Below are 23,281 nucleotides of genomic sequence, written 5' to 3'. Positions count from 1 at the left end.
GTCTACTTCTTCGGGGGCTCCATCTCGAGCACGCCCACATCGGGGCTCGCTACGCTGGAAATGGCTTCGAACACGCGCAACACCGCTTCGAAATCCTCGCGCGGAATGTTTGCGAAAACTCTCGCGCGCAACTGGCTGAGTTCGATTTCGAGCTTCTCGGCGAGCGCTTCGCCGGCCTGCGTGAGCCGCAACGCATTGGCGCGGCGGTCGCTGGCGTCGACTTCACGCAGCACGAGTCCGGCTGCGCACAACTGATCGAGCAACCGAACCAGAGACGCGCCTTCGAGCCCGACGTATTCGGCAAGCTCGACCTGACGCACTCCCTGACCAAGGCGGCGGATGAACAGCAATGGGCCGGCGCTCGCCGCGGAAATTCCATATTCGACGATTGCGCCCTGCGAAATCTGACGCCATTGCTTGCCCGCCAGCAGCAGATGGCTGGTAAAGACGAAGCGGAGCGATTCTAACGAGGTCATGGTGAAAGATTATATGTTAACTAATAATTAGGATGCTAGTTAATGGCTTATTGCATCGGGCGGCGAGATTCGCTGGGAGGCAAGCCCGGCAAGGGCTTGCGGGTCATTCATGGTCACGGCCGGAGATGTTGCGGCGAACGCTTTTCGTCAGTTGCGCTTGTTTTATTTTTTGTCGGACGCCATACGACCTGACTTTCAGGTGCGTGAGGCATCTGCCTTGGCGGTGTCTGTCGTTTCGCTCTCCGATCCGGAGATATCGTCAATCTGCTTCATGTTCTCGAGCAGCTTGAGCAGGTAGTGCAGGGTGTGGGTGATATCGCCCGTCGAGAACTCGTCCAGCGCCCGTTCGTAGTAGTCGTGAATGCGCGGCACGGCCTCACGGTGCCAGACATGGTGACCGTGCTCGGTCATCGTGATGCGGCGTGAGCGCCGGTCGCGTCCGTCAGGTGTGCTGACGATGTGGCCGTCGCGTTCCATGCGGCTGATCAGGCCGGACAGGTTCTGGCGGCTCACCATCAGATAGCGGGCCAGATCGCCCACGCTCATGCCGTCGGGGACTTCCGGCCGGGACAGTGCCCCCAGCACGGCCCACTGTTGCGTCGTCAGACCAAGACTCTCCACCGCTCTCGTGCCGGTTTTGTGCAACATATTTGCGCATTGGTAGAGCCGGAAAAACAACCGGTTAGCCAACTCCATACGCGTAATTTCTGTATTTTTCTTAGGGTTTTCCATGTCGATAACTCCGCATTTGCATGCTTGCGCATCGCCGATCTCGTGTCTAGTATACGTCAATATGTTGACGTAATTTGATCGGCGGGCGAGTCTCTTGCGAGGTCAGCAAGGATACCGCGCCCGCCAGCGACTCTGGAGGCAGGACATGCAGCGGTTCGAAGGCAAGACCGTCATTGTGACGGGGGGCGGGGGCGGGATCGGCGGGGCAACATGCCATCGGCTGGGAGGCGAGGGGGCGGCCGTGGCCGTGTTCGATCGCGACTTGGCAGCGGCACAGCGTGTCGCCGGGGAAATTGTCGAAGCGGGGGGGCAAGCGCAAGCGTTTGCGTGCGACATCACCGTGCGCGAGCAGGTCGACTCGGCGGTCGCCGCCGTCTCGCACGCGTTCGGTCCGGTGAGCGTGCTTGTCAATAACGCCGGCTGGGACATCTTCAAGCCCTTTACCAAGACGGCGCCTGCCGAGTGGGAACGGCTGATTGCCATCAACCTGGTTGGCGCGTTGCACATGCATCACGCGGTGTTACCCGAGATGGTGGCGCGGCGCAGCGGGCGGATCGTCAACATCGCATCCGACGCCGCGCGGGTCGGCTCCTCCGGCGAGGCGGTCTATGCAGCCTGTAAAGGCGGAATCGTGGCGTTCTCGAAAACGATCGCCCGCGAACATGCGCGCCACGGCATCACTGTGAACGTGGTGTGTCCGGGGCCGACCGACACGGCGCTGTTTGCCGATTACAAGGAAGGCGCCGGCAACCCCGAGAAGCTGGTTGAGGCATTCACGAAAGCGATTCCGTTGGGCCGCATCGGCCAGGCGAGCGATCTGCCCGGCGCGATTGCCTTCTTCGCCAGCGACGACGCCGCGTTCGTCACCGGTCAGGTGCTGAGCGTGTCGGGCGGACTCACGATGAACGGCTGACGTTTCCCCATCACGACGATGCCGCACACGGCCGAACGTCAAGCGGCCGGCGGCGAGGATCAAGACAATGAACTACGAAGACATTCTGTATGAAGTGCGTAACGGCGCGGCGTGGATCACGATCAACCGCCCGGACAAGATGAATGCGTTTCGCGGGCGCACCTGCGACGAACTGATTCACGCGATCAACAAAGCGGGTTACGACAGGGAGATCGGCAGCATCGTGCTCGCCGGTGCGGGCGAGAAAGCGTTCTGCACGGGCGGCGACCAGTCGGCGCATGAAGGGCAGTACGACGGACGCGGCACCATCGGTTTGCCGATGGAGGAACTGCACAACGCGATTCGCGACGTCCCCAAACCGGTCATCGCCCGTGTGCAGGGATATGCGATTGGTGGCGGCAACGTCATCTGCACCTTATGCGACTTTACGATCGCGTCGGAAAAGGCGGTATTCGGCCAGGTCGGGCCGAAGGTCGGCTCGGTCGATCCCGGCTTCGGCACCGCGTTTCTGGCGCGCGTGGTCGGCGAGAAGAAGGCTCGCGAAATCTGGTACCTGTGCCGTCGCTATACGGCGGCCGAGGCGCTGACGATGGGGCTGGTGAACACGGTCGTGCCCCACGAGCAGCTCGATGCCGAAGTGCAGAAATGGTGCGACGAGATCATGGAGCGCAGCCCGACGGCGATCGCCATCGCGAAGCGCTCGTTCAACATGGACACCGCACAGCAGGCAGGCATCGCCGGCATGGGCATGTACGCGCTCAAGCTCTATTACGAGACGGAAGAATCGCGCGAGGGTGTGCGCGCGTTTCAGGAAAAGCGCAAGCCCGACTTCCGCAAGTACGCCAAATAAGCGAGGAACACCGCGATGCTCAATCCGTATCTCGATGACGATCTCGCGGCGCTGGCCGAGCACACGCAGCGCTTTGCCCAGGCGCGCATCGCGCCCGGTTTTCAGGCGCGCGACAAAACACGTGTGCTTGACCGTCCGCTCATGCGAGAGATGGGGGAAATGGGGCTGATTGCGCCCGAGCTGCCGGAAGTCTACGGCGGCCAGGGCATGGGGCGTCTTGCCGCCGGGGTGATTCACGAGGCCATCGCGCGCGCGGATCTCAGCATGTCGTACGTCAACCTGCTGGCCTCGCTCAACGGTCAGATTCTGGCCGAGCATGGCAAGCCGGAAGTGGTGACGCCGTGGCTGGAGAAGCTCACGCGCGGCGAGACGCTGCTGGCTATCGCACTGACCGAACCCCGCGGCGGCTCCGATGCCGCGAACCTGCGCATGCGTGCTGACTTTGACGGCACGCATTACGTGCTCAACGGCGAGAAGACATCGATCTCGGCGGCCGATCAGGCAGACGCGGCCGTTGTCTTCGCCCGGACCGGCGAGGTGTCCGAACTCGCGCGCGGCATCTCGGCATTTTTTGTGCCGCTCGACCTGCCGGGCGTCACGCGGCAGCGCTTCGACTGTCATGGGCAGCGGGCCATCGGGCGCGGTTCCTTGTTCTTCGAGAACGTTCGAATTCCCGCCGACCATGTGCTCGGCACGCCCGGCGAGGGCTTCGTGCAGGTGATGCAGGGGTTCGATTTCTCGCGGGCGCTGATCGGCCTGCAGGTGCTGGCCGTTGCAAGAGCGGCGCTGGACGAGACATGGGAATACGTCGCCCAGCGCGAGGCGTTCGGCAAGCCGCTCTCGGCATTTCAGGGCGTGTCGCATCCGCTGGCGGACTTCGATACCCAGGTCGAGGCGGCGAGACTGCTTTGCCTGCAAACGCTGTGGCTCAAGGACCGTGGCTTGCCGCACAGTGCCGAAGCGGCGATGTGCAAATGGTGGGGGCCGAAGCTGGCCTACGACACGATTCACCAGTGCCTGTTGATGTTCGGACACGGCGGTTACGACCGTGGCGTGATGGAGCAACGGCTGCGCGACGTGCTCGGGTTCCAGATCGGCGACGGCACGGCCCAGATCATGAAGACGATCATTGCGCGCACCCGGGCGGGCAGGCAGGCCGTGCCGATCTGAGGGCATTGGCGCGGGCGGTAGTCGCGGCATCACCATAACGATACGAACGACACGACAGCACAGGAGACGATGCAATGGAATTTGACGCGGTGTTGCTTCCCCCAAGGCGCGAGCAGAGCGTGGCACGTGGCTGGTGGCCCGAACGGACGATTAACGATGCACTCGATGCTGCGGTGGCGGCGTCGCCCGGCAAGATCGCACTGACGGCCGTGTCGACAGCCACGGGGCAGACCCAGTGCCTCACCTACGCCGCGCTCGCGGACGGTGCCGAGCGTCTGGCGCTGGGGTTGATGCGGCGTGGCGTAGGCCGTGGCGATGTCGTTGCCTGCCAGTTGCCCAACGGCTGGCAGTTCGCGTTGACTTATCTGGCTTGCGCGCGGATCGGTGCCGTGCTCAATCCGCTGATGCACATCTTTCGTGAGCGGGAGCTGTCGTTCATGTTGCGGCATGGCGAGGCGAAGGTGTTCATCGTGCCCTGCCAGTTTCGGGGGTTCGATCATGCTGCGATGGCGCGAGCCCTGCAGCCGGATTTGCCGGACCTGCGGCACGTCATCGTGGTCGATGGCGAAGGTCTTGGCGACGATAGTTTCGACGCCGTGCTTATGGCGGGCGAACCTGCTGCATCGCGCACCGAGCAGGCCGCCATGCAGGCGGCACGAGCCCATCCGGACGACGTCATGCAGTTGATGTACACCTCGGGGACGACGGGTGAGCCCAAAGGCGTGATGCACAGCGCGAATACCACGTTCTCGAACATTCTCGCCTATGCCGAGCGTATGCGCCTCGGCCGCGACGACGTCATCCTCATGGGCTCGCCCCTCGCGCACCAGACCGGCTTCATGTACGGACTCATGATGCCGGTGATTCTCGGGGCGAGCGCCGTGATGCTCGATATCTGGGACCCGGCCAATGCGGTGCGGCTCATCCGCGAGCATGGCGTGACGTTCACGATGGCTTCGACCCCGTTCCTCTCCGATCTGACGAAAGCGGTGGCGGCCGCCGGCGTGCGCGTGCCTAGCCTGCGTGCATTCCTGTGTGCGGGGGCGCCGATTCCCGGCCCCGTCGTCGAGCAGGCGCGTAGCGTGCTGGGCGCGAAAATCGTCTCGGCATGGGGGATGACGGAGAACGGCGCGGTCACGCTGACGCGTCTCGACGATGACGACGTGCGGGCCTCGACGACCGACGGTTGCCCGCTTCCCGGCGTGGAGTTGCGAGTGGTCGATGCGCAGAACGACGAGTTGCCCGCCGGTGAGACGGGGCGTCTGCTCGTGCGGGCCTGCTCGAATTTCGGTGGCTACCTGAAGCGCGCGCAATGGAACGGCACCGACGATAACGGCTGGTTCGACACCGGCGACATGGCATGGCTCGACGCGACCGGCTACGTGCGTATTGCCGGGCGCAGCAAGGACGTGATCATTCGCGGCGGCGAGAACATCCCCGTCGTCGAAATCGAAGCGCTCCTGTACCGGCATCCGGCGGTCGCCTCGGTGGCTATCGTTGCGTATCCGGACGAGCGTCTTGGCGAGCGCGCCTGCGCGGTCATCGTGCCGCGTGCCGGCGAGTCGATCGACCTCGCGACGGTGACTGATTTCCTCGCGTCGCACAAGGTTGCCCGGCAGTACTGGCCCGAGCGGATCGACGTTCGCGACACGCTCCCGACGACACCCACGGGTAAGATACAAAAATTCAAGCTGCGCGAAATGCTCGACGCATCTCGCGCAGAAACGACTGAACGCACACCTTGAGGACGAGTGGCAAATGACATCGAAGGGACTGGATAGCGAATCGTTCGAGCTGTTGCTCGCGGCGGTGCAACGTTTCATCCGCGAGCGGCTGGTGCCTGCCGAGAACGACGTGGAGGAGCACGACGACGTGCCCGCCGCGATCGTCGACGAAATGAAGGAGATGGGTCTGTTCGGTCTGTCGATCCCCGAGGAATTCGGCGGCATCGGCTTGTCGATGGAACAGGAAGTGCGCGTGGCTTATGAGTTCGGGCAGACGTCGCTGGCGTTTCGCTCGGTGTTCGGCACCAATGTCGGGATCGGCTCCCAGGGCATTCTGATGGACGGCACCGAGGCGCAGAAGCGCGATCTGCTGCCGCGTGTGGCGAGCGGAGATCTGATCATGTCGTTCGCGCTCACGGAGCCCGACGCGGGGTCGGACCCGGCGGCCCTCAAAACGCGCGCCGTGCTCGATGGCGACACGTACGTGCTCGATGGCGTGAAGCGGTTCATTACCAACGCACCGCGCGCGGGGGCTTTCACTTTGATGGCGCGCACCGGCGGCGAAGGGGCGGGCGGCATCTCGGCCTTCATCGTGCCGGCCGACACGCCGGGGCTGTCGCTCGGCAAGCCCGACAAGAAGATGGGCCAGCGCGGTACGAAGACCTGCGACGTTGTGCTGCAAGGTGCACGCGTGCCTGCGGCGAATATCATCGGCGGCGAGGCCGGCAAGGGGTTCAAGACGGCCATGAAGGTGCTCGATCGCGGCCGTCTGCATGTGGCGGCGCTCTCTTGCGGCATGGCGCAGCGGATTCTCGACGAGGCGGTGGCCTACGCGCGCGAACGCAAGCAATTCGGTCAGCGCATCGGCGACTTCCAGCTCGTGCAGGCGATGCTCGCGGACAGTCAGGCGGAACACTATGCGGGATGGTCGATGGTGCAGGACTGCGCCGCGCGCTATGACGCCAAGCCCGCGGGCAAGCGCGACGCCGATGTGAGCATGCGGGCGTCGTGCGCCAAGCTGTTCTGTACGGAGATGGTCGGCCGCGTGGCCGATCGCGGCGTGCAGATACACGGCGGGGCAGGTTACATCAACGAGTACAAGGTCGAGCGCTTCTATCGCGACGTGCGCCTGCTTCGTCTGTATGAAGGCACAACGCAGATTCAGCAACTGATCATCGGCCGCGCGCTCATGCAGGACGACTGACGAGCCGCGACCCGCCGGCATACTCCGCCGGTGTGCTCTGCCGGCGCTACGCGAGGGCGCATCATCCTGGTGCGTGCAAGGCGGGTGCGGTACCGCCTTGCACTGCTGCGGTGCAGCAGTTTTCCCTCTAGCTTCGGACGTTTCCCATAGACATTTCTCCTCTTTCGCCTTACCTGGCAAAGCTCTGCCGATAGTGAGGACATGGCTGGCACGCTTGTTGCGTTAGCGTAAAGGCCAGCGGCAAAGGCGTCGCCGGCAACGAATTCAGGTGCGGCGTCGGGCGAGATGGCCTGCGACGTACCCACAGGACAACGGCGTCCCTCCGTGCTTCGGCACGGACGGACGCCGTTTTGTTTTTCGGGCGCTGCACGCGTTGCAACAGGAGAAGACAGCATGCGCAAACCTCGTCTGGTCGTGATTGGCAATGGCATGGCGGGCATCCGCACGCTCGAAGAATTGCTGGAGATCGCGCCGCATCAGTACGACATCACCGTGTTCGGCGCGGAGCCGCACCCGAACTACAACCGCATCCTGCTCTCGCCGGTGCTTGCGGGAGAACAGGCGTTCGCCGACATCGTGCTCAACCCGCTCGACTGGTATGCGGAAAAGGGCATCACGCTGCATCTGGGCAAGGAAGTCACGCAGATCGACCGGCCGCGCCGTGCGGTGCGCTGTGCCGACGGCACCGAAGCGCCGTACGATCGTCTGCTCATCGCCACCGGCTCCAGCCCGTTCATCCTGCCGGTGCCGGGCAAGGATCTCGACGGGGTCATCAGCTATCGCGACATTCGCGACACCGAGATCATGATCGAGACGGCGCGCCTGAAGCGTCATGCGGTCGTGATCGGTGGCGGCCTGCTCGGCCTGGAAGCGGCCAACGGTCTCAAGTTGCGCGGCATGGACGTGACCGTCGTGCATCTGGCCGATACCTTGCTCGAACGTCAGCTCGACAGCACGGCGGGCAAGCTCCTGCAACGCTCGCTCGAAGCGCGCGGTCTCGCGTTCCGGCTGTCGCATCAAACGTCCGCCATTCTCGACGACGGCAATGGTGCCGTGCGCGCCGTGCAGTTCAGCGACGGCGAAACCGTTGCCGCCGACCTTGTCGTGATGGCAGCCGGCATCCGGCCGAATACGGCGCTGGCCGAAGCGGCCGGGCTGTATTGCTCGCGCGGGATTGTCGTGTCCGACACGCTGCAAACTTACGATCCTCGCATCTACGCCGTGGGCGAGTGCGTGAGCCATCGCGGTGTGGCCTACGGTCTCGTGGCGCCGCTGTTCGAACAGGCCAAGGTCTGCGCGAACCACCTCGCGCTCATGGGCATTGGCAGCTATCGCGGCTCGGTGATGTCGACGAAGCTCAAGGTCACGGGTATCGATCTGTTCTCGGCAGGCGACTTTCTCGGCGGCGAAGGCACCGAAGAAATCGTGCTGTCCGATCCGGCGAGCGGCGTCTACAAAAAACTCGTGATTCGCGACGACAAGCTCGTCGGCGCGTGCCTTTACGGCGACACGGCCGACGGTGCCTGGTACTTCAAGCTGCTGCGCGAAGGGCGCACACTGGGCGAATTGCGCGAGCGCATCATGTTCGGCGAGTCGAGTGTGGGCGACGTCGGCACGCAGGGGCAGAACCGCGCGTCGGCCATGTCCGATAGCGACGAAGTCTGCGGATGCAACGGTGTGTGCAAAGGCACCATCGTCAAGGCGATCACCGAGAAGGGCTTGTTCACGCTGGACGAAGTGAAGAAGCACACCAAGGCCGCCAGTTCCTGCGGCTCGTGCGCCGGGCTGTGCGAACAGATTCTGATGAGCACCCTGGGCTCGACCTACGACGCCGCACCAAAGGAAAAGGCCGTGTGCGGCTGCACGGATCTGTCGCACGCCGACGTGCGCCGCGCGGTGCGCGAGCATCACCTCACTACGCATCGCGCCGCCTTCGACTTCCTCGAATGGCGCACCCCCAACGGCTGCGCGACGTGCCGTCCCGCACTGAACTACTACATGCTGAGCACGTGGCCGAAAGAGGCGGTCGATGATCCGCAAAGCCGCTTCGTCAACGAGCGCGTGCACGCCAACATTCAGAAGGACAACACGTTCTCCGTCATCCCGCAGATGAAGGGCGGTGTGACGAATGCGAGCGAGTTGCGCCGCATCGCTGACGTGGCGGACAAGTATCAGATTCCGATGGTCAAGGTCACGGGCGGTCAGCGTATCGATCTGCTCGGTGTGAAAAAGGAAGACCTCGTGAATGTCTGGCGCGATCTGGGCATGCCGTCGGGACACGCCTACGGCAAGTCGATCCGCACCGTGAAGACGTGCGTGGGCAGCGAGTTCTGCCGCTTCGGCACGCAGAACAGCACGCAGATGGGGATCGATCTCGAGACGATGCTCGCGAACATGTGGTCGCCGCACAAGGTGAAGCTGGCCGTGTCGGGCTGTCCGCGCAACTGTGCCGAAGCGGGGATCAAGGACGTAGGCGTGATCGCCGTCGATTCGGGCTGGGAGCTGTATGTCGGCGGCAACGGCGGCATCAAGACCGAAGTGGCGCAATTCCTCGTCAAGGTGAAGACGGCCGAAGAGGTCAAGGAGTATACGGGAGCCTTCCTGCAGCTCTATCGCGAAGAAGCCTATTACCTCGACCGCACGGTGCATTACCTCGATCGCGTGGGTCTCGACTACGTGAAGCAGCGCGTGGTGAACGACGCGGCCAACCGCCGCGCGCTCTACGAGCGGTTGCTGTTCTCGCTCGACGGCCTGCCCGACCCGTGGCAAGCGCGCATCGAGGGGGCGCAAGCCAACGAATACCGTCCGCTCGCGCCGCTGGGCGTGGCACCTGCGATGGCCTGAGGAGATCACCATGACGCTATCCGAACCGATCTGGCTGCATGTGTGCGACGTCGATGAGATCCCGCGTTTGGGCACGCGCGTGCTGCCCCATCCGACCGGCGCTATCGCCCTGTTTCGCACTGAGAGCGATAACGTTTTCGCACTGCGTGACAAATGCCCGCACAAGGGGGGCGCGCTGTCGCAGGGCATCGTGCACGGCGAGAAGGTGACGTGTCCGCTGCATGCCTGGAACATCGATCTGAACACCGGCGAAGCCTGCGCGCCCGATGTGGGTTGCGCGCAGCGCTTTGCCGTGCGGATCGACGCGGGCGAAGTGTATTTGTCGCTCGACGACGCGACGCGTGCCGAGGCCGCCGAAGCCGCGGCTGGCGCTTGACTCTCTTGCCATTGCCGGAGCCCTTATGACCACCCTCACGCAAACCACCTGCTGCTACTGCGGTGTCGGTTGCGGCATGCTCGTGGAGAGCGACGGCGAGCGCATCGTCGGTGTGCAGGGCGACCCGGCGCATCCGGCGAACTTCGGGCGTCTGTGCAGCAAGGGCATGACCCTGCCGCTCACTGCCCAGTCGCTCGCCGGTCGTGTGCTGATGCCCGAGCTTCGCAGCACGCGCGATGCCGCACGCGCGCCCGCGACATGGAACGATGCGCTGGAAACCGTGGCCTCGCGCTTCGCCGACGTCATCTGCCGTCACGGGCCGGATGCCGTCGCGTTCTATGTGTCGGGACAGTTGCTGACCGAGGACTACTACGTCTTCAACAAGCTGGCCAAGGGGCTGGTGCGTACCAACAACATCGACACGAATTCGCGGCTGTGCATGTCGAGCGCCGTGAGCGGCTACAAGATGGCGTTCGGCGCCGACGGCCCGCCTACGTGCTACGACGATCTCGAAGCGGCCCGCACGGTGCTATTCGCGGGCAGCAATATGGCGTACGCGCACCCGGTGTTGTTCCGGCGGCTCGAAGCGGCGAAGGCGGCCGATCCGTCGATCCGCTGGATCGTCGTGGACCCGCGCCGCACCGACACCGCCGCCATGGCCGATCTGCATCTGGCCATTGTGCCCGGCACCGACGTCGCGCTGTTTCACGGCATGTTGCATCACCTCATCTGGGAAGGGCGCATCGATCGCGGATACATCGACGCGCATACGGAAGGGTTCGACGCCCTCAAGCAGGTGCTGCGGGCCTATCCGCCGCAACTCGTGGCGGATATCTGCGGCATTGAAGCGTCCGCGTTGCGGCAGGCGGCCGACTGGTTTGGCGAAAGCCCGGCGGCGCTCTCGCTTTATTGCATGGGGCTGAATCAGTCGAGTCACGGCACCGAAAAGAACCTCGCCCTCATCCATCTGCATCTGGCCACCGCACAGCTCGGCCGCGCAGGCGCAGGTCCGTTCTCGCTCACGGGACAGCCCAACGCCATGGGGGGACGCGAAGTCGGCGGGATGGCCACGATGCTCGCCGCACATCGGGAGATCGGCAACGCGTCGCATCGTGCGGAAGTCGAGCGGTTGTGGGGCGTGCAGGGGCTCTCGGATAGACCTGGCCTGCCCGCCGTCGAGATGTTCGACGCCGTGCGCGACGGGCGCATCAAGGCGATCTGGATCGCGTGCACGAACCCCGTGCATTCGATGCCCGACAGCGAACGCGTGCGCCAGGCGCTGGCAAAGGCGGAATTCGTCGTGGTACAGGAAGCCTTTCACCAGACAGATACCGTGCCTTATGCCGACGTGTTGCTGCCGGCGTCAAGTTGGGGCGAGAAGGCGGGCACGGTCACGAACTCGGAGCGTCGCATCTCGCGCGTGCGGGCGGCAGTGCCGGCACCGGGCGCAGCGCGGGCAGACTGGTGGATTGCCAGCGAAGTTGCCCGCCGTCTTGCGCCCAAGCTCGATGCATCGCCGGCGCCGTTCGCGTTTTCCTCCATCGAGACGATTTTCGACGAGCACCGTGCGCTGACAGCCGGGCGTGACCTGGACATCGGCGGCATCGATTACACGATGCTCGAATCGCGCGGCCCCCAGCAGTGGCCGTTTCCCGCAGGGGCGTCGCATGGGCAAGCACGCCGGTACGAGGACGGCGTATTCGCCACCGGCGACGGTCGGGCGCGCTTTCACGCGTTCGAATACCGCCCCGTGGCCGAGCCAATCAATGCGCGCCATCCGCTACGTCTGATTACTGGACGCCTGCGCGATCAGTGGCATGGCATGAGCCGTACGGGGCGGGTGGGGCAGGCGTTCGAACATGCGCCGGAACCGGCGCTCACGATGCACCCGGCCGATGCCGCGCGCCGCAGCTTGCGCGCAGGGGATTTCGTGCGGCTGTCGAGCCGTCGCGGCGAACGGGTGCTGACGCTGAGCGTGAGCGACGACGTCGCGTCGGGCACGGTGTTCGTGCCCATGCACTGGAGCGGGCAGTTCCTCGGCGGCGGGGGCGTGAACGATACAACCCTCGGCGCGGTCGACAAATACTCAAAGCAGCCGGAGCTGAAGCACGCTGCGGTGCGTGTCGATCCGCTTACGCTGCCATGGCGCGTGGCGGCGGTGCGTCGCGGCGACGCGTTGCAACTGCATGCGGCGGTGCAGCCGTTGCTGGCCGAGCGGCGCTTCGCGACGGTGCGTCTGGAGGGGGACGACCGGATTGTGGTCGCCGCAGCAGACGACCAGCCCGATGCGGCATGGCTTGAGCGTTTGCACACCGCGCTGGGCCTGCCACGCGACGAGTCGCTGCTGGAGTACCGCGACGCTCGCCGGGCGATGACCAGGCGGGTGGCATGGCGCGAGACATGGATCGACGGCGTGCTGGTCGCCGGCAGCGAGGCGGATGTCGCCGCGTCGGCGTCGCTGCTCGCTCGTGTGCGCGAAACGTCGCCGTGGACGCGCGCGCGTCACGCCGTTTTCGTGGCGGACAGCGGGCCAGCCAGGTCGCGCGATCGCACCGTATGTCAGTGCAAGTCGGTGACGGCGTCGAGCATCGACGCGGCCATCGGCGCCGGGGCGGACCTGACGCAACTCAAAGCGACACTCGGCTGCGGTACGGTTTGCGGCTCGTGCGTGCCGGAGTTGCAGCGCATGTGTGCGACATCGGGCAAGGTGGCGCAGCCGGTGGCGACGAACGCCGCTTGAGCACGGATTTCCGGCGTTCGATCCCGAACGCTATGACAGAACTTGAATTGGGCGACATGCAGGATATCGAGGATTTGAGGGAGAACGATCATGAAGAACGGCAAAGTCACCCTGCTCAGCGCGGGTCCCGGCGCGCTCGATCTGCTCACGTTGCGCGCGGCGCGCGTGCTCGGCGAGGCCGACGTGCTGCTTGTGGACGATCTGGCCAATCCGGAGATCGCCACGCTCGCACCGCAGGCCCGTGTGATTGCCGTGGGCAAGCGCGGCGGCTGCCGGTCGACCCCGCAGGCTTTCATCGAACGGCTGATGTGCCGGTTCGCGCGGGCTGGTGCGCATGTGGTGCGCGTGAAGGGGGGCGACGCGCTCATGTTCGGGCGTGCGGGCGAGGAAATCTCAGCGCTGCGTCGCGCCGGCGTGCCGGTGGAGATCGTCAACGGGGTGTCGGCGGCCTTCGCAGCGGCGGCCGGCCTCGGCATGTCGCTCACGCATCGCGACCACTGCGCGGGCGTGACTTTCGTCACCGCACACCGGCAGGACGGCAGCGCGCCCAACTGGGCGGCGCTCGCCGCGACGGGCACCACGCTGGCGATCTACATGGGAGTGAATCGGGTCGAAGCGCTGGCCGAGACGTTGATGGCACACCTCGATGCGACGACACCGGCAGCGGCTGTGCAGTGGGCCGGCACGCCGCAAGAGCGCCGGCTGGTAACGTCGTTGGGACGTCTGGCGGCCGACGTGCGCGCCGGGCGCTTCGCCAGCCCGGCCATCCTGCTCGTGGGCGGCGCGGTCGGTGAGGCAGCGCTGATGGCCGCGCCCGGCGGGATGGGCGTCGGCGTGGCGGCGGAGACCGCCTGCGATGACGTCGCGCCGGACGTCATCGCACGAGCGGCCTGACGCGTTATATCTTTTATGGCCATGCCTCCCCGCGACCCCCGCAAACCCGTCGTCCCTGTGGACACCCCTGCTGTCGAGACGGCAGGCGTGCAGGGCGTGCTGCGCGTGTTGCTCGTCACCGATACCGACAAGCCGATCGGCGAGTTGCGGGCGGCGCTTGCGCGTCTGGGCTGCGAGATGCTGGCGGAGGTCGCCAAGCCGCAGGCGTTGCCGCGTGTGGTGGAGAGCGAGCGTCCGGATGTGGTCATCATCGACACCGAATCGCCGTCGCGCGACACGCTCGAACAACTTGCCGTGATGAATGCGGCGGCCCCGCGCCCCGTGCTGATGTTCTCGGCCGACGGTAATCAGTCGCTGATTCGCGCGGCCGTGGATGCGGGCGTCACAGCGTACTCCGTCGAAGGACTGGCCGCCGACCGGCTCGCACCGATTCTCGAAGTTGCGCTTGCGCGTTTCGCCCATGAGGAAAAGTTGCGGGCACGGCTGGTCAAAGCCGAGAGCGAACTGGCCGATCGCAAGCTGATCGACCGTGCCAAGCGGCTGCTCATGGATCGACGCAAGATTTCCGAGCAGGAGGCGTATGCCATTCTGCGCAAACGGGCGATGGATCAGGGCGAGAAGCTCGTCGAAGTGGCGCGCCAACTCGTCTCGATTGCCGAATTACTGGGGTAGACACTGCTCATGTCGACGTCATCATGGTTAGCTTCTGACGCGCAATCGCCGGACCTTGTTTCGGACGATATGCCGGAAAAACGGCATCTGCGCGTGGGGTTCGTCGCGTTGTCCGATGCGGCGCCGCTGGTCGTGGCGAAGCGTCTGGAACTGGGGCACGAGCACGGACTGACGCTGGAGTTGAGCCGTGAATCGTCGTGGGCCGCCGTGCGCGACAAGTTGCTCACGGGCGAGCTGGACGCCGCGCATTCGTTGTACGGTCTTGTGTACGGGGTGCAGTTGGGCATTGGCGGGCCGCGCGAGGACATGGCGGTGCTCATGGTGCTCAATCGCAACGGGCAGGCCGTGACGGTGACGCCGTCGCTGGCCGATGCGATGGCGCGCACGGGCGACTTGCGTGAGGCGCTGGTGTCGCTCGGGCGCAAGCCGGTTTTCGCACAGACCTTCCCGACGGGCACGCATGCGATGTTCCTGAACTACTGGTTTGCGGCGCAGGGCATCGATCCGCTCTCGGAGGTGTCGAGCATCGTCATTCCTCCGGCGCACATGGTCGCTGCGATGGAGGAGGGGGGGCTCGACGGCTTTTGCTGCGGCGAGCCGTGGCACGCGGTGGCCCAGGCGCGCGGTCTGGGGCGCACGGTGGCGGTGTCGAGTGACATCTGGCCGAATCACCCTGAAAAGGTGCTCGCCTGCCGCCGGGATTTCGTCGCCCGTTACCCGAAGACGGCACAGGCGCTGGTGCGCACGCTACTCAGTGCGTGCCGCTGGCTGGATATGCCCGGGCATCGGGCGGAAGCGGCAGGATGGCTCGCCGAACCGGCATGGGTCGGCGCGCCGCGCGATCTGATCGCGGCACGTCTGTTGGGGGACTTCGGACGCATGCAGGGGCGGCACGCTTTGCTCGCCGTGAGTTTCTTCGACGAGGGGGCGGTGAATTACCCGCATCCGTCTGACGGGATGTGGTTCATCTCGCAATATCGCCGCTGGGGCATGGTGGGCGCCGAGGCGTTGGCGGGGGCCGTCCGGACGGCGAACGAGGTGAATCAGACCGCGCTGTTCGAGGCGGCGGCACGGGCCGAAGGGGTGCCGGTGGTGTCCTTGCCCGCTAGCGAGGTGCTTTGCGACGGCAGGGTTTGGGACGCCGCAAGTGCGGCCGATCTGGGGGCTTACGTCGACGGATTCGCTATTCGGGCGCGGTGAGCGGCCAAGCGCTCACCGTCGGACGAGTCGGGCAGCAGGGCTGCGCGAGCGCGTCGCCGTCGCCGCCACGCGCCGGGCAGGCGCGCAGTGGCGGGGTTCAGGTCACACTTTCCTGACGAATTCCGACTTCAGGCTCATTGCACCGAAGCCATCGATCTTGCAATCGATATCGTGGTCGCTGTCCACCAGCCGGATGTTCTTCACCTTGGTGCCCATCTTGATCACGCCGGCTGAGCCCTTCAGTTTCAGATCCTTGATGACGGTCACGGTGTCGCCGTTTTGCAGAACGGCGCCGGTGGCATCGCGGAAAACGCGCTCGGTGGCTTCGGCCGGGGCGGCGTCTTGTGCCGACCATTCATGAGCACATTCCGGGCAGATGTAGAGGCCTCCGTCTTCATAAGTGAATTCGGAGTGGCATTTCGGGCAAGGAGGAAGTGCGCTCATATGATGAAGTCCCTGAGGTGTGACAAAAGCAATTAGAGCGCGAGAGTATAACGCTGCCGGTACGCGGACATCCCTAATGGCTGCAAGACGACATAATTGGGATACTTTAGTCGCCGATGATGGACGCTAAGGCAATCGCGGCAATCCCGGCTATCCAATTCCCGTCTTCGACATGCTCGACGAGCCCCTTTTTCCGATTCGTACGGAGTGCCCTCCCGGTGCCTGCACCTGCGAGCGTGAGCGCCTCATGCAGGACCCGAACGGTGATCGCCGGATCTTGCGGTTGACGCAGGCGGAGGAGAAGCGGCTGGTGGGCCATATCGAAAAGCTCGCCACCTACGCCGACTTGCTGCGCGTGGCAGAACGCATGGAGACCCAGCTTGGGGTTCGGCTGCGGATCGCGCCGAGCCTCAACGAAGTCCGCACGGTCCGGGGCATCACGATCCAGTTGGAAGCACAGCCGGGGCTTTGCCGAAAGACGCACGCCGCGATTCCTGCCGCCATCCGCCGTTGTCTCGACCAGCGTCCCGAGATTGCCTACGCGATTCTGGACGCACAGGGTCTCTTCGGTACCGAGGATCAATGACCGTCCGACAGCGGCCGGTGTCGGCGCCTCTCTCGCACTGAAGCGTGAGGGGATCGCGCCCCCTGCGGCTGTTCAGACCGCTTCATCGCCCCTTCGCATAGCAGCCCGCCGTGCACGGTGCCCTGCTGATTGCCGTGAATTTCCACGTGAGTATTCAATTCGACGACGGCCAGCGCCTCGCCGATTTCGACGATTCGAAAGCCCTGCAATTGGGAGATGGCGGTCGGGTAGCGCATATGCGTCTTGTCGTCTTCACGAAGCGTTCCCGCGATTGCGTTTTGGTTACGTCGTCGCGCGTTGCATAAGTTGCGATGTGCAACTATATTGGTTGCAATTCGCAACCTTTATGAGATGGCTCATGGACCTCGTCGATCTTCCTGGTAAGTCTCGCGAAGCGGAGATTCTGGAACTCCGCGACTTCTCTCGCAGATTGGTTCGTGAACTGGGCTTCATGCGAACGACCCTGGCGGATAGCGATCTCGCGCCATCGGCGGTACACGCGATCATCGAAATCGGCGCTGCGCCGGGGATCACGGCCAAGGATCTCGGTAACATCCTCCGGCTGGACAAATCGAACACGAGCCGTCAGGTCGCCAAGCTCGAGGCCGGCGATCTGGTGAGGCGCGTGACGGCAAACGAAGACGCGCGCGTGTCTGAACTCTATCTGACGGATGCGGGACAGAAACTCCGCAAGAAGATCGACCGCTTTGCGACGGACCAGGTGTCGAATGCGCTGCGTCGCATCGTACCGGCCGATCAGGCAGCACTGGTTCGGTCTCTCGCGTTATACGCCGACGCGCTTGCGCAGGACAATGCCGTACAAGCCGTGAATGACGATGAGGTGCCCGCACAAATCGTGCAAGGGTATCAACCGGGCTGCATCGGCGACATTGCCAGCTTGCACGCCCGGTTTTACGCGGAACATTGGGGATTCGGTGCGTTCTTCGAGAGGAAGGTGGCCACGGAGCTTGCCGAGTTCGCGGGGGCGTTGCCGGCCGACGGTAAGGCGTTGTGGTGCTACGTCGAAAATGGCCGGACGCTTGCGTCGCTCGCCATTGATGGAAACATGGCAACCGGCATCGCGCATTTGCGATGGTTCATTGTCGACGATGCATTGCGTGGCTCCGGCGTTGGACGGCAATTGATGTCGCGAGCGATGCGCTTTGTCGACGAACGCTTTCGCGAGACCTACCTGTGGACGTTCAAGGGGCTGGACGCTGCTCGCCATCTGTATGAGTCGTTCGGCTTTCGATTGAGCGACGAATCCGAAGGCGAGCAATGGGGAACCAAGGTGGTCGAGCAGCGGTTTTGGCGTCGCGCCGGGTGAGCGTCGAAATCGGCGGCTTACGCGAGCATTTCCAATGCGCCGGCCAGTGAAAGCACCGTTGTGCGCGAATCGAACGCCGTCGAAAAGAGATGATCGTGCACGACCTGATCGGGGTCGTAGCAACAGTCCTTGACCGTGAACAAACGGAAGTCGGCATCGCTCGCATACGCGATTGACGACAGCATTACGCCGGTAGAGGCAATGCCCACCATGATCAGGGTATCGATTCCCCGTGCCGAGAGCCGGACTTGCAGGTCGGTGCCGAAGAACACGCTGGCGCGATGCGCGACGATGAGTGGCTCATTGGCCCGCTGGCCGAGTTCGGGCGAGATCCGGTCGTCGACGAACAGACCTAGTTGCTTGATGCCTTGCCCATTCCGATTCAGTGGGCTGACTTCCGGATAGCCTGGGCTGAAGTGGATTTTCGCGAAATAGACGTCGACGCCTTTTGTCCGAGCGGCATCGCACAACTGACGTGTGTTGGCGAGCAATGTGGGGGCGACCGACGGGAACAGCGCCATGATGTCGGTTTGGTAGTGCATGACCAGAAGCGCGGTTTTCGCGGGGGAAAGGATCATGCTGAGTGCGCTGGCGGCACTGTCCACGCCCGATTGACGATCTGCCGAATCGGCGGCGGGCTCACGTTCAGCGGTAGGCGGCATAAGGCTACGCGATAGAGAGTGATGGCCGACTCTATCACGGCCGCGCCGGGCTTCGCCTGCCTGAAGGCGGGCAGAGAGTGCCCGCCTCATGCCGTCCCAACGACTGGTATTGCGCGGTTCAGTCAACAATGAAGAGCTTGGCACCTGTCTTGGTATAGGACTGATGCGGTTCAGCGTTGTCGCCAACCTGATAACTCATGCCGGCCGTTAAAACGAACTTCCGCCCGTCTTCGAGGGTCGTTTCCAACTCACCTTCCATGCAGAAGAGAACATGCCCTTTTTGGCACCAATGGTCGGCAAGGTAGCCCGGGGTGTATTCCACCATCCGCACACGGATTTGATTAGGCGCCTCGCCAAAAAATCGCGTGCGCCAATAAGCTACGCCTGTCTCACCTTGGTGCTCTGTCCTTTCGACTTCCGCCCAGTTTGTCGTGCCAAACGCAAATGCGTCCATTTTCATGCCGTCTCTCCCTGGTGATGTTGTTAAGCGATTGCCGAGTCGATTGTCAGCGATCCATGTGGCAATGTCGAACGTCCCTTCGCGACCGTTCAGCGTTCTCGGATCGGCGCGGACATCGCTCACGCATAGATCAATCTGGTGCGGGAATAGCGCCACCTCGTTTCAGAAGCCCGGTCCGGACGCCGATCACCGATTGGGGATCGACCTGCGCCGGGGCGTCTTCAAAGAAAACCGGTTCGCCTTACGTTGCGCCTAGTGGTTGCGGGTGCTGAGCGGCCACGAGTGTAGCTCCCGTGTAGCACCGTCCGGAAAGCAAAAAAGCCCTGATTTCGCTATGAAATCAAGGCTTTTTGCTGAATCTTGGTTGCGGGGACAGGATTTGAACCTGTGACCTTCGGGTTATGAGCCCGACGAGCTGCCAGACTGCTCCACCCCGCGTCTGAAGAAATGAATATTACGGGTATTCTGTGCATCGTGTCAAGCATTTATGAAATTTGTTTTATGGACCCCTGACAAACATGCGCGAGGCGTGCATTTTCTCCGCGTCTTGCGCACGCGCTTCTTGTGGCGGACGCAGGACTTGCTGCTCGATCGCGGCATGATGGGCGACGGCGTCATCGATATTCCCGCTGCTCGGGCACTTGTCGAAGCGCAGGGATACGACGGTATGCACGAAGTGGAGATCTTCTCGTCGCAGGATTGGTGGAAGCGTCCGCCCGACGAGGGGCTGGCGACTCGCAAAGCGCGCCATCTCGCTTGTTGTTGATTCGTGGGAGAGGGCGCTGAGGGGCGGCTGCCGTGTCACGGGGCGGCCGCCCGCCGGGGCGCGACGCTTACCAGCGAACGGTGACGCCGGCCTGCACCGAGTGTGAGATCGACGCGGGATTCAGGCCGCGTTTGTAGCCGACGTCCAGATCGAGATCCTTGGTGGGACTGTAGATCGCGCCGACCAGCGCGTAGGCCGGTTTCGTTTGGGTGGTGGCGTTCGGATTGGTCGCGACGCCGATGTCGGCTACCAGACGCACCGTATCAGTCGCGCTGAAAAGCACGGCCGTGGAGGCGTTCCACAGGCTCTGCCGATTGCCGATGCCGTTGTTGTTCCAGGTGTAACCGGCGTTGGCGAGGAACGTCCAGCGATCGAGGTTGTATTGCATCAGCAGGTTCGCCCCGGTCGTCGCGCGGCCGTTGCCGAGACCTCGTTCCCGGCTGGCTGTCGGCAGTGTGACGAAGGGCTTCAGGCCGAGGCTCCATTGCTCGCCTTCGAGGAAGCGCCATTTGGCTTGCAACTGGAGGTCGGAGAAGCCGTTGGTCCAGCCGTCGCCGTCGGGGCGATTGCGTTGGTAAGGCGCCTGGATCGCAACATCGAGGTTGGGCAGCACGCCGTATGTCAGCGTGTTGCTCCATTGTTGCTGGCGCGACGTCTGCAGCGTGGTCCATTCGCTGTTCAGCTCAAGCTGCCAGTTGCCGGTGTCCTGCGTGCCGGTGTCGTCCGTGACGAGCGGGTTCATGGCCTGTGCGGCAAGTGGCGCCAAGGCGGCGGCGAGGATCAGATACTTCTTCATCAAAAACTCCTGCGGGGCGGGGCGTTCGGTCGCGCGAAAGTCTGAAAATCCGTCGGGCGGATCGGATCGTACGGGGCGGGTATGACACCGTCAATCGAACCGCGTCGAATGTGGCGTAATTGACATTTGTTTGCCCGGAGCGTTGCGCTCTCGCCCGCGGTGTGATCGGCCGATGGCATGAAGGGGCTGCGCCTATTGCCCGCGCGGTGATAGACTTCGGCCCCCTTCCCAGAGGCGCAAGACATTCCCGCGCGTCGCTTCCCGTCTGTCATGCAAGCCAGAAGTCATCTCATATTCGGTATCGGCGCAACGTGGTTGATGCATCGCACCGGGTGGGCCGCTAGCGTTCATGCCTGGCCGCTGACACTCGTCGGTGCGTTGCTCCCCGACATCGATCATCCAAAGAGTTTGCTGGGGCGCCGTGTCGCACCGCTTTCTCTGGCGATCTCCGGTGTGTTCGGGCATCGCGGTATGACGCATTCGCTATTGCTGCCCCTGCTGGCGGTCGTGGCCTGCCTGTATGGATGGGGACGTGTGCCCGCGTGGATGATTGCGCTATGCGCCGGCTATTTGTCTCACCTGCTGGCCGACTGGCTCACACCCTCCGGGGTGCCGCTTTGCTGGCCGCTGCGCACCCGTTTCCGTTCGCCGCTTTACGTGACGACGGGCTCGGCTGCGGAGTGGTGCGTTGCCGCCGCACTCGCGTTCACCATGTGGCGATGGTGGTGAGTGCGGGCGGGCGGATCAGCGCCAGGTCAGCGGCGGTTCATCCATGAGGGCGACTTGTTCGCGCAGTTCAAGGATGCGGTCCTGCCAATAGCGCTGTGTGTTGAACCAGGGGAAGGCGGCAGGGAAGGCGGGGTCGTCCCAGCGGCGCGCCAGCCAAGCGCTGTAATGCAGCAGGCGCAGTGTTCGCAAGGCTTCAGTCAGGTGCAACTCGCGCGGGTTGAAGTCGGCAAAGTCTTCGTAGCCGGAGAGGACTTCGTCGAGCTGGGCGGTCATCTCGGGGCGCGTGCCTGAGAGCAGCATCCACAGATCCTGCATTGCCGGGGCCATGCAGGTGTCGTCGAAATCGACGAAGTGCGGGCCGGCGTCGGTCCACAAGATGTTGCCGGCGTGGCAGTCGCCGTGCACGCGCAGCAGCGTTACGTCCCCTGCACGCTCGTAGGCGCGGGCAATGCCGGCGAGCGCCAGATCGACGATGCTGCGCCAGGCATCGCGCAGATCGGCCGGGATGAAGTCGTTCGTCCAAAGATAGTCGACGGGGGCATGCCCGTAGCTGTCGATATTCAGGGTGAGGCGGTGCTGGAACGGCTGGGTGGCGCCGAGCGCGTGGATGCGCCCGAGAAAGCGGCCGAGCCAGTTGAGCGTGTCGGGATCTTGTAGTTCGGGGGCGCGGCCGCCGCGCCGAGGGAAGAGCGCAAAGCGGAAGCCCTCGAAGTGATGCAGGGTCTTGCCCTGAATCTCCAGAGGAGCGACGACGGGGATCTCGCGCTCTGCGAGCGCTTGCGTGAAGGCATGCTCTTCCAGAATGGCGTCGTCGGTCCAGCGTCCGGGGCGGTAGAACTTGGCGATCAGGGGCGGGCCGTCTTCCATCCCCACCTGATAGACGCGGTTCTCGTAACTGTTGAGTGCGAGCAGACGTCCGTCGCTGTAGCTCCCTAATTGCTCGACGGCGGAGATGACAACGTCGGGCAGGAGCGCGGCGAAGGGATGCAAGGGATGCGTGTGCCCGGGGGCGTCGGGGGAAAGATCGGTATTCATGCCCGCTATTGTGCCAAAGGCGTTGGGGCTGACGCTGGTTCGGCCGGCCGTCTCGTCTCTATATATGGACGGAGACAGAGTGCTGCGGCGCGAAATGCAGGAATTTGCCGGTTTTTCAAAATAATTTCACAAAGGGCTTGCGCAGTTTGGCGAAGGTGACTAATATCTCGTCTCTCGCAACGACGGCGACGCAGCGAAAGCGGCGAAGCGGATTGGGGCGACGGGCTGGAAAGCCCGGTGGTCAGAGGGTTTGGCGCTGGTGAGTTGCTACGGCGACGAGCGAAGAAAGCGAAAAAAACTGTTGACGACGACGAGAAGCTGCGACATAATCTCACTTCTCTGCTGCTGATGCAGCGACGCAGAAAACGAAGCGACGGCGCGGTAAGTGTGCGACGAAGCGAAGTTAGAAGCGATTGATCTTTAAAAATTAAACAACCGATAAGTGTGGGCACTCGATGAATGGTGCGTCTGCTACGGCAGATTAGCTTTAAATTTATTGAGGCTCACATAGTAATAGGTAAGTTAAGTAATTAACTTGTCAGCATACTTTGAGAGCGACCGGTTCGAGTGATTTATCACGAAAAACCGAAAACAGTAACAGGTTTAAACTGAAGAGTTTGATCCTGGCTCAGATTGAACGCTGGCGGCATGCCTTACACATGCAAGTCGAACGGCAGCACG

At 63.6% G+C, this 23,281-nt stretch carries 23 protein-coding genes, 1 tRNA gene and 1 rRNA gene; 16 read left to right on the top strand and 9 right to left on the bottom strand.

What is annotated here, in order from left to right:
* Positions 1-2: 2 nt before the first annotated feature.
* Together C266_RS15135 and C266_RS15130 are read right to left on the bottom strand one after the other, a co-directional pair.
* Positions 3-476: a MarR family winged helix-turn-helix transcriptional regulator gene (locus C266_RS15135; protein ID WP_010806949.1), complete on the bottom strand. Its 474-nt coding sequence runs from the start codon at positions 474-476 to the stop codon at positions 3-5.
* Between the two features lie 195 nt (positions 477-671).
* Positions 672-1,208 carry a MarR family transcriptional regulator gene (locus C266_RS15130; RefSeq protein WP_036663215.1) on the bottom strand — a complete coding sequence of 179 codons (537 nt, stop codon included), beginning with the start codon at positions 1,206-1,208 and terminating at the stop codon, positions 672-674.
* A 145-nt stretch (positions 1,209-1,353) separates the two neighbouring features.
* Between C266_RS15130 and badH the strand changes: the two genes are divergently transcribed.
* The 11 genes from badH (at position 1,354) to C266_RS15075 (ending at position 15,795) form a co-directional block, all read left to right on the top strand.
* On the top strand, positions 1,354-2,121 hold the full coding sequence (gene badH, locus C266_RS15125; protein WP_010806947.1) for a 2-hydroxycyclohexanecarboxyl-CoA dehydrogenase: 768 nt from the start codon (positions 1,354-1,356) through the stop codon (positions 2,119-2,121).
* 67 nt (positions 2,122-2,188) lie between these two features.
* Entirely contained in the window at positions 2,189-2,971 is a 783-nt protein-coding gene (badI, locus tag C266_RS15120) for a 2-ketocyclohexanecarboxyl-CoA hydrolase (protein WP_010806946.1), read from the top strand.
* A gap of 15 nt (positions 2,972-2,986) precedes the next feature.
* The gene (gene aliB, locus C266_RS15115; RefSeq protein WP_010806945.1) at positions 2,987-4,141 is read left to right on the top strand and encodes a cyclohexanecarboxyl-CoA dehydrogenase; all 1,155 of its coding nucleotides are present in this window, start codon (positions 2,987-2,989) and stop codon (positions 4,139-4,141) included.
* 74 nt (positions 4,142-4,215) lie between these two features.
* Positions 4,216-5,886: a cyclohexanecarboxylate-CoA ligase gene (aliA, locus tag C266_RS15110; RefSeq protein WP_010806944.1), complete on the top strand. Its 1,671-nt coding sequence runs from the start codon at positions 4,216-4,218 to the stop codon at positions 5,884-5,886.
* Positions 5,887-5,899: 13 nt separating this feature from the next.
* On the top strand, positions 5,900-7,069 hold the full coding sequence (locus C266_RS15105; RefSeq protein WP_010806943.1) for an acyl-CoA dehydrogenase family protein: 1,170 nt from the start codon (positions 5,900-5,902) through the stop codon (positions 7,067-7,069).
* A gap of 393 nt (positions 7,070-7,462) precedes the next feature.
* Positions 7,463-9,913: a nitrite reductase large subunit NirB gene (gene nirB, locus C266_RS15100; RefSeq protein ID WP_010806942.1), complete on the top strand. Its 2,451-nt coding sequence runs from the start codon at positions 7,463-7,465 to the stop codon at positions 9,911-9,913.
* Between the two features lie 10 nt (positions 9,914-9,923).
* On the top strand, positions 9,924-10,289 hold the full coding sequence (gene nirD / locus C266_RS15095; protein WP_010806941.1) for a nitrite reductase small subunit NirD: 366 nt from the start codon (positions 9,924-9,926) through the stop codon (positions 10,287-10,289).
* A 25-nt stretch (positions 10,290-10,314) separates the two neighbouring features.
* A complete protein-coding gene (locus tag C266_RS15090) occupies positions 10,315-13,029 on the top strand; it encodes a nitrate reductase (RefSeq protein WP_010806940.1) in 2,715 nt (904 codons plus the stop codon).
* Positions 13,030-13,119: 90 nt separating this feature from the next.
* The gene (cobA, locus tag C266_RS15085; protein ID WP_010806939.1) at positions 13,120-13,923 is read left to right on the top strand and encodes a uroporphyrinogen-III C-methyltransferase; all 804 of its coding nucleotides are present in this window, start codon (positions 13,120-13,122) and stop codon (positions 13,921-13,923) included.
* Positions 13,924-14,019: 96 nt separating this feature from the next.
* A complete protein-coding gene (locus C266_RS15080; protein WP_036663257.1) occupies positions 14,020-14,595 on the top strand; it encodes an ANTAR domain-containing response regulator in 576 nt (191 codons plus the stop codon).
* A 9-nt stretch (positions 14,596-14,604) separates the two neighbouring features.
* Positions 14,605-15,795 (top strand): CmpA/NrtA family ABC transporter substrate-binding protein, encoded by a 1,191-nt coding sequence (locus C266_RS15075; RefSeq protein ID WP_246831195.1) that lies wholly within the window; start codon positions 14,605-14,607, stop codon positions 15,793-15,795.
* A gap of 102 nt (positions 15,796-15,897) precedes the next feature.
* Here C266_RS15075 and C266_RS15070 read toward each other — a convergent pair whose 3' ends face one another.
* On the bottom strand, positions 15,898-16,239 hold the full coding sequence (locus C266_RS15070; RefSeq protein ID WP_010806936.1) for a zinc ribbon domain-containing protein YjdM: 342 nt from the start codon (positions 16,237-16,239) through the stop codon (positions 15,898-15,900).
* 247 nt (positions 16,240-16,486) lie between these two features.
* Here C266_RS15070 and C266_RS15065 point away from each other — a divergent pair, with 247 nt between their 5' ends.
* Complete coding sequence (locus C266_RS15065) at positions 16,487-16,825, top strand: hypothetical protein (protein ID WP_371257088.1); 339 nt, start codon at positions 16,487-16,489, stop codon at positions 16,823-16,825.
* Here C266_RS15065 and C266_RS27490 read toward each other — a convergent pair.
* Positions 16,819-17,061: a hypothetical protein gene (locus C266_RS27490; protein ID WP_144265839.1), complete on the bottom strand. Its 243-nt coding sequence runs from the start codon at positions 17,059-17,061 to the stop codon at positions 16,819-16,821. The two genes, C266_RS15065 and C266_RS27490, sit on opposite strands and share 7 nt — an antisense overlap.
* 122 nt (positions 17,062-17,183) lie before the next feature.
* Between C266_RS27490 and C266_RS15055 the strand changes: the two genes are divergently transcribed.
* Entirely contained in the window at positions 17,184-18,152 is a 969-nt protein-coding gene (locus tag C266_RS15055) for a helix-turn-helix domain-containing GNAT family N-acetyltransferase (RefSeq protein ID WP_010806932.1), read from the top strand.
* Between the two features lie 17 nt (positions 18,153-18,169).
* Here the strand turns inward: C266_RS15055 and C266_RS15050 are convergent, their stop codons facing one another.
* The 3 genes from C266_RS15050 to C266_RS15040 form a co-directional block, all read right to left on the bottom strand.
* Positions 18,170-18,730 (bottom strand): isochorismatase family cysteine hydrolase, encoded by a 561-nt coding sequence (locus tag C266_RS15050; protein WP_246189888.1) that lies wholly within the window; start codon positions 18,728-18,730, stop codon positions 18,170-18,172.
* A gap of 202 nt (positions 18,731-18,932) precedes the next feature.
* Positions 18,933-19,274: a DHCW motif cupin fold protein gene (locus C266_RS15045; RefSeq protein WP_010806930.1), complete on the bottom strand. Its 342-nt coding sequence runs from the start codon at positions 19,272-19,274 to the stop codon at positions 18,933-18,935.
* Between the two features lie 361 nt (positions 19,275-19,635).
* A tRNA-Met gene (locus C266_RS15040) sits at positions 19,636-19,712 on the bottom strand.
* A 91-nt stretch (positions 19,713-19,803) separates the two neighbouring features.
* Between C266_RS15040 and C266_RS15035 the strand changes: the two genes are divergently transcribed.
* Complete coding sequence (locus C266_RS15035) at positions 19,804-20,040, top strand: hypothetical protein (RefSeq protein WP_010806929.1); 237 nt, start codon at positions 19,804-19,806, stop codon at positions 20,038-20,040.
* Positions 20,041-20,107: 67 nt separating this feature from the next.
* Here C266_RS15035 and C266_RS15030 read toward each other — a convergent pair whose 3' ends face one another.
* Positions 20,108-20,836, bottom strand: coding sequence for a transporter (locus tag C266_RS15030; RefSeq protein WP_010806928.1), 729 nt, complete (start codon positions 20,834-20,836; stop codon positions 20,108-20,110).
* 270 nt (positions 20,837-21,106) lie between these two features.
* Between C266_RS15030 and C266_RS15025 the strand changes: the two genes are divergently transcribed.
* Positions 21,107-21,565, top strand: a complete 459-nt coding sequence (locus C266_RS15025; RefSeq protein WP_051126350.1) for a metal-dependent hydrolase — start codon at positions 21,107-21,109, stop codon at positions 21,563-21,565.
* Positions 21,566-21,580: 15 nt separating this feature from the next.
* Here C266_RS15025 and C266_RS15020 read toward each other — a convergent pair whose 3' ends face one another.
* Positions 21,581-22,600: a serine/threonine protein kinase gene (locus tag C266_RS15020; protein WP_010806926.1), complete on the bottom strand. Its 1,020-nt coding sequence runs from the start codon at positions 22,598-22,600 to the stop codon at positions 21,581-21,583.
* A 605-nt stretch (positions 22,601-23,205) separates the two neighbouring features.
* Between C266_RS15020 and C266_RS15015 the strand changes: the two genes are divergently transcribed.
* Positions 23,206-23,281: ribosomal RNA gene (locus C266_RS15015) — 16S ribosomal RNA — on the top strand; the annotation flags it as partial.

Origin of the sequence: Pandoraea sp. SD6-2, from assembly GCF_000389825.1 — a bacterium.
GTDB lineage: Bacteria > Pseudomonadota > Gammaproteobacteria > Burkholderiales > Burkholderiaceae > Pandoraea > Pandoraea communis.
The sequence above is the reverse complement of the archived record's forward strand: the minus strand, read 5'-3'. Positions and strand labels throughout refer to the sequence as shown.